Below are 12,551 nucleotides of genomic sequence, written 5' to 3'. Positions count from 1 at the left end.
GGCATGATCCAAGAAGACTCGCATCGCGATCGGCTCTCACCCCTCGCCTCTAACCACTCACCTCTCCGAATGTCTCGCGTTGTCTTAGCCATGTCGGGCGGAGTCGATAGTTCGGCTGCCGCCGTGCTGCTCAAGCGGCAGGGGTATGAGGTGATCGGCCTCTTCATGCGGTCGGGGGCGACCGAAGAGCAGGCCTGTGCCGTCGGCGAACCATCGCTGCCGATCATCGAGACGAAACCTCACAAGCAGGGTTGCTGCAGCGCGGAGGATGCCGCCGATGCCCGGCGGGTGGCTGATTCGCTCGATATCCCGTTTCATGCCCTCAACTTCAAAGATGCCTTCGGTCGGATCAAGGACTACTTTGCGGACGAGTATCTCGCCGGACGAACGCCAAATCCCTGCGTGATGTGCAACAACTGGCTGAAGTTCGGCCGACTGTGGGAGTTTGCCAAGAGCGTCGGCGCTACGAAGATCGCCAGCGGTCACTACGCGCGCATCATTCCGGATGCGGAGAATCGGCCGCAACTCATTCGCGGCCGCGACCTGTCGAAGGACCAGTCGTACGTGCTGTTCGGGATCGATCGTGACCTGCTGCCGAATATTCTGTTTCCGGTGGGTGATTACGAGAAACCGCAGATCCGCGAACTCGCGCGTGAGACAGGCTTGCGCGTCGCCGACAAGAAGGACAGCTACGAAGTCTGCTTCGTGCCGAACAATGACTATGCCAGTTTCCTGCGTAACTATCGCGGCGAATTCGAAACGGCGGGCGAACTCGTTGACACGGCCGGCAACGTCCTCGGAACGCACGAAGGCTACGAGCGATTCACGATCGGCCAGCGCAAAGGCCTCGGCGTGACATTCGGGGCTCCGCGGTTTGTTGTCGAGATTGATGCCGACACGAAACGCGTCGTGATCGGTGAGCGAGACGACTTGAAGAAACCAACGCTCAAAGCGGATCGGACGAACTGGCTCGTCGATGTTCCCAAGGAATTCCGCGGCGAAGTGGCGATTCGCTATCAGTTCACCCCCCGCCCCGCGACGATCACACGCGACGACACCGATCGCATGAAGGTCGAATTCGACGACCCCGTCAGCGGCGTCGCCCCCGGACAGGCCGCCGTCGTCTACGAAGGCGACCGAGTCCTCGGCGGCGGTTGGATTCGTTGAAGCCGTTTAGCCGCGACCGTCAGGAAGCGCGCCCAATCGTCGCACGGCAGCCGATTCCGATCGACGCATTGCCACCGGCCGCGCATGATGCAATCACTTCCGCCTCGAACACGCGAGCATCATGGACGTTCTCCTGCTGTCACGGCTCCAGTTCGCCCTGACGATTATGTTCCATTATCTGTTCCCGCCCCTGACGATCGGGCTGGGGGTGGTGCTGGTCTTTCTGCAGGCCCAGTGGCTGTGGACGAAGCAGGAGATTTATCACAACGCCGCCCGCTTCTGGACAAGAATCTTCGGCCTGAATTTCGCCCTCGGCGTGGTGACCGGCATCGTGATGGAGTTCGAGTTCGGCACGAACTGGGCCGTCTACTCGCGGTACGTCGGGGACGTGTTCGGCTCGGCCCTCGCGGCAGAGGGGATTTTCGCATTCTTTCTGGAGTCGGGATTCCTCGCGATTTTGCTGTTCGGCTGGAATCGCGTCGGCCCGAAAATGCACTTCTTTGCGACCCTCATGGTCTGCCTCGGAGGCATTTTCTCATCGATCTGGATTGTAGTCGCCAACAGTTGGCAGCAGACGCCCGCCGGCTTTGAAATTCGCGAGCATATGGTCAATGGCATCGCCTTTCCGCGGGCCGAGATCACCGACTTCTGGGCGATGGTCTTCAACCCATCGACGATCGATCGCCTGATTCATGTCTGGCTGGGGGCGTTTATCCTCGGGGCGTTTTTCGTGATGAGTATTTCGGCGTGGTACCTGCTGAAAGGTCGGCACTTAGAGTTCGCCAAACGATCGTTTACCGGAGCACTTTTATTGGCGACGGTTTCATCACTGGCACAACTCGTTTCCGGTCACTTTCAGGCGGATAGCGTCGCCGAGCATCAACCGGCCAAGCTGGCGGCGTTCGAGGGGCACTTCGAAACGTCCGCCGATGCGACGGCCTACATTTTTGGATGGCCCGATCAGGAAGCCCGCGAGGTCAAATATGGCGTCGGCGTGCCGGGCCTGCTGAGTGTGCTCGTCGGCTTCGACCCTGATTACGTTGTCCAAGGGCTGGACGATCTTGAAGAAGATTACGGAGAGCCTCCGGTCTGGCTGGCGTTTCAGGCCTACCACATCATGATCGCGATCGGGATGATGTTTATCGGCTCGACACTGACGGCCTCGTTTTTTTGGTGGCGAGGCACGTTATTCGAACAGCGGTGGCTGCTGTGGTATTTCGTGTTCGCGGTGCTGCCGGCATTTGTTGCGAACGAGGCAGGCTGGGTCGCCGCCGAAGTCGGGCGGCAGCCGTGGATCGTCTACCCAACCATTATTAACGGCGAGGTCACCGGCGGTCTGAGGACGAGCGAAGCGCTCTCTGAAGCGGTCAAGGCCGAACATGTGCTGACGTCGATTATCGGCTTCGGGTTAATTTACAGTCTGCTATTCGTGCTATGGATTTTCCTCTTAAATCGGAAGATTCAGCACGGTCCCGATCCGCTGGGCGAAACGAAACTCGAGACAGCAGACCTCAGAGATGTCGCCAGCGGGCGAGTCGATCATGCAAAGTCGCTGACGCAAGATATAAAGGAGCCGGAGAACAATCCGGACTCGCCGTCAACAACACAAGAATGACCCCGCATTACTAAATTACAATCTCTTCTGACTCCTGACTCCTGACTCCTGACTCCTGACTCCTGACTTCTGACTTCTGACTTCTAACTTCTGACTTCTAACTTCTGTCCCCGCTCCCAATTCCTCGCTACTTGCTCCAAAAACATGGACTGGCAAACCCTCTGGTTCTGGCTGCTCGGCGTCCTGCTGGCGGGGTACGCGATCCTCGACGGATTCGACCTCGGCGTGGCGATGCTGCATTTCGTCGGGCGCGACGATAAGGAGCGGCGGTTAATTCTTAATTCCGTCGGTCCGCTGTGGGATGGGAATGAAGTCTGGTTGGTGACGTTCGGCGGGGCATTGTTCGCCGCATTTCCCGAAGCCTACGCGACGGCGTTTTCGGGATTTTATTTAGCCTTCATGCTCCTGCTGTACTGCTTAATTTTTCGGGCGATTTCGATCGAGTTTCGTGGGAAAGTCAAGTCGGCCAATTGGCGGCGGATCTGGGACGTCGGCTTTTGCGTGTCGAGTAGTCTCGCCGCCTTGCTGTTCGGGGTTGCGATCGGTGCGGCGATGACGGGGGTGCCGTTAAGCCAACGGGGCGTGTTCGTCGGGAACTTTTTTCATCAGATCAGCCCCTACGCGCTGACGGTCGGTGCAATGACGATGGCATTGCTGGCGATGCACGGGGCGAATTATTTGTACCTGAAGACTGAGGGCGAGTTGCAGGCGCGCTTTAAACCGTGGCGCTGGCGGACGTTTTTTGTGTTTCTCGCACTGTTTCTCGTCGTGTCCGTGTGGACGCTGGCGACGATCGATCGGGCGACTCAGAATTTAAAAGAGTACCCTTGGGGGTGGGTCGTGGTCGTGCTGAACGTGCTCGCGATCTTCAACCTGCCGCGCGGCCTATATCATAAAAAGCCGATCACGGCTTTCGTCAGTTCAAGCTGCATGATCGCGGCGTTCGTGTTCCTGTTCGGCTTTACGCTGTGGCCGAATTTGGTTACGTCGAACCCGAACCCTGAACACAGCCTGACGATCTATAATTCCTCGTCCTCGATCGGGACGTTGAAATTAATGACCCTCGTCGCCGTAATCGGTGCCCCGTTTATATTGAGCTATACGGCGATCATGTATTGGACATTCCGCGGCAAGGTGGAGTTGGACGAGCACAGTTACTGATCGTTGCTTGCGTCACCCGCCGCGGGATCCTCATCGGTGGTTCCGCCATCTTCATCCGCTGATTTCTCGGGCGTGTCTTCCGGGGCGGTGACGGCGAACTGCTTGCCGTCACGAGAAATGACGCAGGCACTGATCGAGAACGAGTCATCCTGTCCGGGCCATTTCTTTTCCAGGACATCGTCATTTCGAAGTAGGTAATAGTAGAGCTGCCGATGCTCATCGTTGCGGCCTTTGCGAACGAATAAAATTTTCTTGCCGTCCGGGTGCCAGCAAAGTTCCATCGGACCGCTTTGAGCCAGCGTTTTAAGGCTCGGTGTATTCTCAATGATGTTGGCAATCATCACTGGTTTAAGGTTGTTTGGACCGCTGCCCTTGAAAGCGACCTGTTTGCCGTCGGGCGAGACGTCGAAGTTCCAGTAGCTCATCCAGAAGGGGACGGCTCCGATGAGCGGGACAGCGGTGGACTCCTCAGTATCGACATTATAAATGATGAATCGTCCGAACGGTGTGTCGGAAGTGGTGTAGACGACATGCTTACCGTCAGGTAACCATTTTATGCTCCAGCCATCGGTCGCGATTTGTCGCTTATTCTTGCCTTTGTTGTCGGATAGCCAGACCCCGCGACTGTTATTATAACGCGAGTAGGCGATCGTCTTGCCGTCAGGGCTTAAGCTCGGCAGGCAGCCGTCGCCGATGTCTTTAAAGCCGGTATTGTCCGCGTTGACGATCAGGATTCGCGAGTCGTCCAGTTTTTGTCCGGCCTCCCAGCCGTCGAGAACGATCGTCTTGCCGTCGAATGAAAATTCCGGTGAGCCAAGCACTTTGAACTTTTCGTCGACCGCATCGATTCGCTTGATTGTTTTGAAATCGGAGGAGATTAAGAACAGCCCCCGGCCGGCAATGGCCTTGCTCGGCAGCCCGCCGAGTATTACGGCCGTCGCCATCAAGGTGAAGAGCAAACAGGTTTGCGTAGAGATTAAGGTCGGTTTTCGGTTGATACGCATCTTGAGCCTCCGAGCGGCATGAGCGAATTGGCGAAAAGGCATTTTCCTCGTCGCCCGACAGCCCGGAGCGTATCCGTGTGTTCAACGCACTTCAACCGGATTTCGCTCGAGCAGCTTTGCTGAGCGGCCGGATAGGATTGAAACGGCTGGGCTCGATAGTCGTTTGGCCGTCACGCAGCCCGGCGGTTCTGGCTCTTGCGGCGGCCATTATCGGGCCGGGTTGCGGCTTCGAGGTCGTCTTCGGTCGCGTCGTCGCCGTTCGCCTTTTTCGACTTCGTTCGGCGAACTGGTCCGCCGGAAATCAACGTCAAGACCGCCGGCAGGAACACGAGCGAAACGAACATGCAGCTCGCGATGCCGATCGTCAGCACCAGCCCCACGCTGTAGAGCCCGCGGTGGGCGGCGACGGTCAGGCTGCCGAATCCGACGATCGATGTCAGCGACGTCAGCAGGATTGCGTTAATCGTGCTGGGCGACATCTCATAGCGCCCGCCCTTGCGCTGCATTCGGAAGTCGTGGACGACATGTACGCCGTCATCGACGCCGATCCCGAGGACCAGCGGCAGCACGATCAGATTCGCCGGATTCAGATCGATGTTGAGCATCGCGAGGACGCCGAACATCATCAAGCCGCCGGCAACGGGTGGGATGAGCGTAAGCGCGGCATCCCTCAGATTGCTGAAGTCGAGGATCGCCGCGACGGCGATCACCATCGCGAGATAGCCGCTCACGACGTACACGATATTCGGCTGAATGCCCTTGGTGAGCAGCGTCATCACCGTGAATGCCACGACGACCAACGGCGGTGCCAAAGTCAGCAGTTTGTTCTCGGGACTGAGGAAGTCCATCAGCAACACGAGGCAGATGACCGCGAGCGCGTACAGGGCTGCTTTCTCATAGCTGCCCATAATCTGCCGGGAAGCTTCGAAGTTCTGCAGGGGTGTCCCGGTGACGTCAGGATCGACCGAGCGCACGTCGTTGACGAACCGGGTGAGGGGCTCGATGTCCCAAATTTCTTCACGCGGATAAATCTGCAGCAGCCACTTGTCGTTCGAACTGATAAACCGCGAGGTCAATTCTTTCGGCAGGTCGGCGACGGTCAGCGGCTGCGGATTCGAGGCGTTGCGAAGACCGCGGAACTGGGCGAATAGTGAGCGAGTCATCAAGGTCTGATACTCTTGCAACGATTTTGCCTGCGCGCTCATCGACATCCGTTCGAAGCGATCGAGCAATCGATCGATCTTTCCAGCGACGGCTCGAGCCTGCGGATGAGATGCGCGGCGTGCCGCGTAGAGAAGTTGTTCGAATGCGCGGCCGACACCGGAGGGATTCGGCGGCGTCAGTGATGGAGCCGCCGTGGGCAGTCGTCCGAGTTCGTTCTTGACGGCTTGCACGAGCTGCCGAGTTTGCTCGGGAGGATGAGTCGGCAGCCGCGAGGCCAGTTCTTCCACGTGTTGCACGCTCGGCAGTGCTTCGAATCTTTGCTTCAGTTGGAGTGCTTCACGAGGCGAATCAGCGACGGCGACGGCAAACAGCAGCGAGCTGTCGGCTTCGCGGACGATCGTCTCCTGAAGTTCAACCGATTCGATGCCCTCGGCTTGCAGGTTGAGCAGGTTGTAGTCGTAGCGAATCCGCGGCGTGAGTTCACCGCCGTTCCACTCAAACATTTGCGAGCCCAGCCCAAGCACCACGAGCAGTGAGAGAACCGTAACGACGGTCGGGAATCGCGATGATCCGAACCGCATCCAGTTCACGCCGCTGGGACCGGGAAGTTTGTCCGGGTCGCTGTCGGCATCGGCGAGCGCGATCAGCGGCGGAAGAATCGTGAATGTCGCCAGTGCGCACAGCAGGATGCCGCCCCCGGCGATAATCCCGAGCTCGGCCACACCGAGAAACTGAGTGAATGTCGCACAGAAGAATGCGAGAGACGTTGTGACCGCCGCAGTGATAATGCCAGTGCCGACACCGGCGCTTGTTTCTTCAAGAGCCTCTTCGAGGTCGTAGCCCTCTTTGCGATGCTCCAGATATCTGGCCAGGTAGTGGATCGCGAAGTCGATCCCGAGCCCGATCAATATGACCGCGAAGGAGACCGACAGGATATTGAGGTGCCCGACGGAAAAGGTCGTGAACCCGAATGCCCATGCGAGTCCGACCGCCAGCATCACCAGCGCGAGGATCGGATGCTTCAGCCCGCGAAAACCGATCAGTAGCAGAATCCCGACGCCCACGAAGGAAATCAGCGAGGCTTTGAGCATGTCGGCCTGAGAGCGACGCATTTCGTCACTCTCGAGTACCGGGATGCCGGTAATCCCGACCGCGACGCCGGGCGTTTCATGTTCGATTTCGTCCGCAATTTCCCGAAGCCGATCGATCGCGACGGCGTTGCCGTTGAGTCCGTTGCCTTTTGAAAGCGGTTGGGCCCGAACGAAGCCCATCGTGCCGGCGGCGTTCATGAAGTAGACGGTTCGGATCGACTCCTGCACCAGCTTGTCGTCAACCGAGAGCAGACCCGGCCAGGGGGACCGGAATTGGTTCGGGTCGCTCAGATAGGTGTCGAGGCTCTCCGAGAGCGTCTCGGCGTGCGAAAGCAGCGCTCCGGCTTGAGCCGTTGAACTGCCGCGTCCGGTCGCCTCGAGTTGATAGGCCAATCGTCTCGAAACGGCTTCAAGCTGAACGAGGTCCCAACGACCCTGCGCAACGGGGCGGTACTGCTCCAGTTTTCGCAATGCGGCCTGAAGCTCCGCCGGGCTCAGATACTGCAGCCCCTTTTGGCGGAGCGCTCCCGGCTCGACTTTATACAGGACGTTGGTGAAGTGTGTTTCGTCGCGGCGGATTCGCGCGCCGAGTTCTTCGAGGGTGTCTCGCACCAGCCGCGGGTCGTCCGCCTGCACGACGGCGACCAGATCGTTGTTGTCGCCGAAGGACTCGGTGAATTTGAGCCACCGTTGATGGAACGGAGCTGTCGGATCAATCAGATCGGATCGCTCGGTTTTGAATTGGAGATAGCAGCACGTCAGGGCCACGCACGCACCGGTGACGAGCAAAGCGAGCAGCAAGCTCACTTTGGGAGCAGCCGAAACGGCGCGGGTGATCGAGCGCAGCGCGTCCGTCAGTACCGGTTCGTTTCCTCGGTCGGTTGAGTTCCCGGCCATCGAGTCTATCCGCGGCGTCCGTGCCGTGCCCAAATCGTCCTGACCTCACGCACTGTGAACTCTGCCCTAGCCCGATCTGCCGGATATTTGATTCTCCGGTCGACCGGGCAGGTCTTGTGATCGCCGCCGATCGAATCGATCGGTGACGAACGATCGGCGCGCTGGGCGCAGCCGACGGTCACAGCCTCCAAACAAGGGGGTACTCGGACGATCGGCAATTGAATGCGAAGTGCTGTAGGCCAAGGTGTCGAATCCCGAGCGAGATACGTGGTTCGTCACAACCGGTCGTTAAGGTCTGACACGACTCGCCCGATTAGCGGGCAATGGCAGCCGAATCGCGGCGAGTTGTAGAATATGCAACGGAACGCCGCCACCCGTGTTACGTCTCGTCGCCGACTCGGTCGTACTCGGCACTTTCCCGGCGGACCTCGCGCGCGATCCACAAAAAGGCGATCCAATCGTAGATTGCATGGGTCAGGATCGGGATCAGCACATTTGGCGGGTCCTGAAGATCGAAAAGAAATCCGAAGTACAGACCCATCAGCGCTGCCAATACCGCGTAGGTTGGTGTCACCGCGTGGGCCAGGCCGAACAGGACGGAGGCCCCGATGATTCCGGTCCAATATCCCCATTGCCCCAGCCAGACCTGGAAGAACCCGCGAAACAGCAGCTCTTCGCCGATCCCGGCCAGCGCCGCCAAGACCAGTAATTCCAGGGGATGACAGGCTGCAAAGGTCTGTCCCAACGTCGTGTGCAGCAGGCGTCGGATTCGCCGCAGTGGCTCCAGCGGCAACGAGTCGACCATTCCGAACAGCAGCAACGCCGGGGCGACCGCTCCGAGGCCCCAACCGATCGCATACCAATCGAAGCGAAGCGTCCCGGCCGGATTGATCCGGAACAACAGGCCCAAGATGACCGCAAGAATCGCGAGGGCGGTCTCAAACCCGGCCGCGAAGAGTAGAAATCGGTCGCGGCGGGACACGGGAGTAATTTCCTGCTGTCTGCAACAGCTAACGGACGGTCATCGCCTGCAAGTTCGGAAGCGTCTCCGCGGGAACCCGCGCCACTGACGGGAGGGGCGCAGTGGATTCCGCAGCAGGCAGGAACTCAGACCAATTTCGGGAGCGGTATTGAACCATTTGTCTCCGCACGTCACCTTCAGTGGGAGAGAAGGTAACAGGGAGACCCGCGATGGTGACAATCCACAGAGTCCTTTTTCCGACCGATTTCAGCGAATACTCGCGGGCGGCTCGCACGTACGCGATCGACTTCGCCATTAAGTTCGAAGCCGAACTGCACGTCCTGCATGTGGTTCAGGACCCGATGGTCTTTCTGCCCGACCCGGCAATGGCCATTCCGCCGGCGTTCGCCGACGTGAAGGAGATCGACGATGCGGCGAAGCAATCGCTCGAGAATCTGCCGTTGCCGTCGGAGCTTTCAGTCGTGCGGGCCGTCCGTCACGGTCCGGCCTTCCTGGAGATTCTGCATTACTGCCGGGAGCATTCGATCGACCTGACGGTTCTGGGCACCCACGGTCGCAGCGGGCTCAGTCACGTCTTGATGGGCAGCACCGCGGAGAAAGTCGTCCGCAAAGCTCCTTGCCCCGTCCTGACCGTTCGTCCCAGCGAGCACAAATTCGAAATGCCGTAAGGACGAAAAATTTAAACATCGTTTAGCCGCGACCGACAGGGAGCGCGCCGATCATGCCTCGTCTTTCGCTTTGACCAGCGCCGCCCACGTCTCTTCATCGAGTGCCGTCGCCTCATCCGCCAACAGCACCGGAATCCCGTCGACAATCGGGTAGCGCAGCCGACTCTCGGCGTCGGTGCTGACCAGCGCCGGTCCCTGTTCGTCTTCAATGGGTAACAACGCCGCTTGAGAGCGTGGGCAGCGGAGAATGTCGCGGACCGATTTAAAATCGAACGCCATCTCAGAAACCCCTCGCCGCCTGAATATCGCCGAAGTCCCTCAGATCATAGTCGATGCCGACGTAGTCGAGCAGCCGGCACAGCGCCCGACAGGCGACGCCCAGACCGTCTGGTCCGCTGTAGCCGCCGAACTGCCCGCCCCCTTTGAGGTGCGGTTCCAATTCGAGGAAGAAGCCGGGAGCACCGAGCTTTTTCATCTTCTTGGTGAGCTTCGGCAGCGATTCCTTGAGATCCCGAAGCGCCAGATCGTGCCCCGAGTCTCCGATGTCGGCGGGCACGAAGTTCTTCAGTCGCTCCTCATCGACGTGCCCCTCCCAAGTCATATTAGGGTCGATGGCGTAGTCCTTGATGTGAACCCACCCGAGGTGCGGCTGCATGGCTTTGAACTCATCGTGACAGATGAGCCGCGTCTTATTCTGGGCGGCGATGTTGCCGCCGTCGTAGATCAGAACGAGATTCGGATTTTTGATCGCCCGGATCATCTGAGCGAGGATGAAGCCGTTTTCTCCGACGAGATTCGGTTCGATCTCGAGGCCGTAGACGAAACCCTGCTCCTTGCACAGGTCCGCCAACGCCGAGACCCGTTCGACGGCCGCTTCAATGTAACCCTCCGGCTTTTCGCCGGCGGGGTGATAAAAGGAGAAGCCTCGGATCAATTTGGTATCCAAGGCGTCGGCCGCTTCGAGCGTCCGTTTCACCTCGGTCTTCAAATATTTGTCGAACGGGACGTACTGGTTCTTCGAGGCGTCATCCTGATCGAGTAACTTCACCTTGCCGACTCGCGAGCCGATGCTGGTGACGCTCAGCCCATATTCGTCCTGCAACTTCGCGAGCTTCTTCAACTTCGCTTTCGGCAGATCAACGACATGCTCGATCGTGCCGGAGCCATCGACATCGACGAACCGCGGCGTGTAATGCTTCAGACCCAAAGCGGTGACGGCGGCAAACTGCTCCACGGCCGTTTTCGAACCGGTGCGGGTTGCTTCGTCGGCAAAGCAAGACAGAAGAACGGAGGGCTGCTCAGGCATGGTCGGGTGTATCGTTGGGGTGTCGGCTCGGCTATGCTGGCGGCGACTATAACGCGAATTTGCCGGAGTCGAAACGAACTGCAATGGCAACCGAAGCGGAGTACCGTCGGCGAATCCAGACCCTTGACCGGGAGGGGTTGCTCAACCTGTGGGACCAAATCCGAGGGCGAACGACCGGTGAAACTAATTGGGCACCGGGCAAGGCCTTCGAGTATCTCATCCTGCGAGCGTTCGAAATCGAAGGAGCGGATGTCGTTTGGCCGTACTCCGTCGACGTCGATGGCGACGTGGTCGAGCAGATCGACGGTGCGATCCACTTCGACGGCTTGTCTGTCATTTGCGAGTCAAAAGACTACTCCCGAGCAATCGCGATCGAACCGATTGCCAAGTTGCGGAATCAACTCGCTCGACGTCCCGCCGCAACGATCGGAAGCGTATTCGTCTCGACGACGTTCACCGTACCAGCAATCACTCTGGCCGCCTTTAGCGCACCGCAAACCATTCTGCTTTGGACGGGCGAGCAGATCGGCTATGCTCTGACTGAGGGCAATTTCCGCGACTGGCTTAGGCGGAAGTATCGTGACGCTGTCGAGAACGGGTATCCTTCACTTACGAACTATCAAAACGTGTCTGATGTGACATGAACCTTCGGTGGCGGGTTTCGACATGGTCTACGTAGTTCTGCAAGGCAAGACTCAGCTACAAGCACTGGAAAGTGCGTGGGCTGGAGCGGCCGAATATAAACTCGTCATCGGGCACGATTTGACTAGCGGGCTCGGCGCCTCCATCTACATTATTTCCCGCGAATACTCTCCCGTTCTGCTGATCCTCGATGGGGACACGACGAACGAAGACCGGCTCTACGAGCAGAAGGAATTTGCCGAGTACATGGTCCGGCGAAGTGCGGCCGATCAGCCGTTTGAGGCGATCTTCGCCGCGCCGACCGTGATGGATGAGTTGCAAGATCACCCGGATCAATTCGTTGCCAAGGTCGAAGAGGCCGTCGAACGCCTCGCGGCCGCGGCCCCGGCGTAATGCGCGATGGACCAGCTTCTCCGATAACCGAAGCAAAGAGGCGCTACGAATTCCCAACCAGGGTTCGCAATTCGATATCGAGATCGAGCCCCAACACCGACGCGTATCGAAGTAGCGTCAGCAGCGTCGGATTCGACCGCTGTCCGGTTTCCAGCTTCGAGATCGCTTCCCGGCTCATCCCCGTTTTGCCGGCAACATCTGAGAGGCTGAGACCTAGCCGTTCTCTTTCTGCTCGAAGCGACGCCCCGATGCGGCCTGCCATCGTCGCTGCACGGTCTTTCTGGGCGAAGGCCTCGCGACCGAGTTTAAGAATTTGATCACGCTCGGACTCGGCTGACTTACGGGCATGACGCGCTTGCGCGGCCTCCTCCGCAGTCGTTGATCGACGCAACGGATTCGACTTCATTGATTGCTCCGGCCACGCGTCAGGACGCGTGGAGTCAAATTTCAATGGGGCCGCG

The 12,551-nt window shown here is 58.8% G+C and carries 12 protein-coding genes; 6 read left to right on the top strand and 6 right to left on the bottom strand.

Translation table 11 applies throughout. The annotated features are described in order from the left end of the window. Window positions 1–69 precede the first annotated feature (69 nt). The 3 genes from mnmA to cydB all read left to right on the top strand — a co-directional run bounded on the left by mnmA (window position 70) and on the right by cydB (window position 3,943). A complete protein-coding gene (gene mnmA / locus Pan189_RS13995; RefSeq protein ID WP_145364595.1) occupies window positions 70–1,167 on the top strand; it encodes a tRNA 2-thiouridine(34) synthase MnmA in 1,098 nt (365 codons plus the stop codon). Window positions 1,168–1,288: 121 nt separating this feature from the next. After that, entirely contained in the window at window positions 1,289–2,782 is a 1,494-nt protein-coding gene (locus Pan189_RS13990) for a cytochrome ubiquinol oxidase subunit I (protein WP_310820492.1), read from the top strand. Window positions 2,783–2,926: 144 nt separating this feature from the next. Then, a complete protein-coding gene (gene cydB / locus Pan189_RS13985) occupies window positions 2,927–3,943 on the top strand; it encodes a cytochrome d ubiquinol oxidase subunit II (RefSeq protein ID WP_145364593.1) in 1,017 nt (338 codons plus the stop codon). Here the strand turns inward: cydB and Pan189_RS13980 are convergent. From Pan189_RS13980 to Pan189_RS13970, 3 genes are all read right to left on the bottom strand, one after another. Continuing rightward, the gene (locus tag Pan189_RS13980) at window positions 3,937–4,947 is read right to left on the bottom strand and encodes a TolB family protein (protein WP_310820491.1); all 1,011 of its coding nucleotides are present in this window, start codon (window positions 4,945–4,947) and stop codon (window positions 3,937–3,939) included. The two genes, cydB and Pan189_RS13980, sit on opposite strands and share 7 nt — an antisense overlap. Window positions 4,948–5,117: 170 nt before the next feature. Beyond that, entirely contained in the window at window positions 5,118–8,099 is a 2,982-nt protein-coding gene (locus Pan189_RS13975; RefSeq protein WP_145364591.1) for an MMPL family transporter, read from the bottom strand. Window positions 8,100–8,478: 379 nt separating this feature from the next. Further along, a complete protein-coding gene (locus Pan189_RS13970) occupies window positions 8,479–9,081 on the bottom strand; it encodes a CPBP family intramembrane glutamic endopeptidase (RefSeq protein ID WP_145364590.1) in 603 nt (200 codons plus the stop codon). Between the two features lie 209 nt (window positions 9,082–9,290). Here Pan189_RS13970 and Pan189_RS13965 point away from each other — a divergent pair, with 209 nt between their 5' ends. Further along, complete coding sequence (locus Pan189_RS13965; protein ID WP_145364589.1) at window positions 9,291–9,749, top strand: universal stress protein; 459 nt, start codon at window positions 9,291–9,293, stop codon at window positions 9,747–9,749. A gap of 51 nt (window positions 9,750–9,800) precedes the next feature. Here Pan189_RS13965 and Pan189_RS13960 read toward each other — a convergent pair whose 3' ends face one another. Both Pan189_RS13960 and Pan189_RS13955 read right to left on the bottom strand, forming a co-directional pair. Further along, window positions 9,801–10,028, bottom strand: coding sequence for a Trm112 family protein (locus Pan189_RS13960; RefSeq protein WP_145364588.1), 228 nt, complete (start codon window positions 10,026–10,028; stop codon window positions 9,801–9,803). Between the two features lies 1 nt (window position 10,029). Further along, complete coding sequence (locus tag Pan189_RS13955) at window positions 10,030–11,055, bottom strand: sugar phosphate isomerase/epimerase family protein (RefSeq protein ID WP_145364587.1); 1,026 nt, start codon at window positions 11,053–11,055, stop codon at window positions 10,030–10,032. An 83-nt stretch (window positions 11,056–11,138) separates the two neighbouring features. Between Pan189_RS13955 and Pan189_RS13950 the strand changes: the two genes are divergently transcribed. Together Pan189_RS13950 and Pan189_RS13945 are read left to right on the top strand one after the other, a co-directional pair. Then, a complete protein-coding gene (locus tag Pan189_RS13950) occupies window positions 11,139–11,699 on the top strand; it encodes a restriction endonuclease (RefSeq protein WP_145364586.1) in 561 nt (186 codons plus the stop codon). 22 nt (window positions 11,700–11,721) lie between these two features. After that, window positions 11,722–12,090, top strand: coding sequence for a hypothetical protein (locus tag Pan189_RS13945; RefSeq protein WP_145364585.1), 369 nt, complete (start codon window positions 11,722–11,724; stop codon window positions 12,088–12,090). Window positions 12,091–12,133: 43 nt separating this feature from the next. On the opposite strand, the gene Pan189_RS13940 is transcribed toward Pan189_RS13945, so the two are convergent. After that, window positions 12,134–12,496: a helix-turn-helix transcriptional regulator gene (locus tag Pan189_RS13940; RefSeq protein ID WP_145364584.1), complete on the bottom strand. Its 363-nt coding sequence runs from the start codon at window positions 12,494–12,496 to the stop codon at window positions 12,134–12,136. Window positions 12,497–12,551: the final 55 nt, after the last annotated feature.

Source organism: Stratiformator vulcanicus (assembly GCF_007744515.1).
Taxonomy (GTDB): Bacteria; Planctomycetota; Planctomycetia; order Planctomycetales; family Planctomycetaceae; genus Stratiformator; species Stratiformator vulcanicus.
The sequence above is the reverse complement of the archived record's forward strand: the minus strand, read 5'-3'. Positions and strand labels throughout refer to the sequence as shown.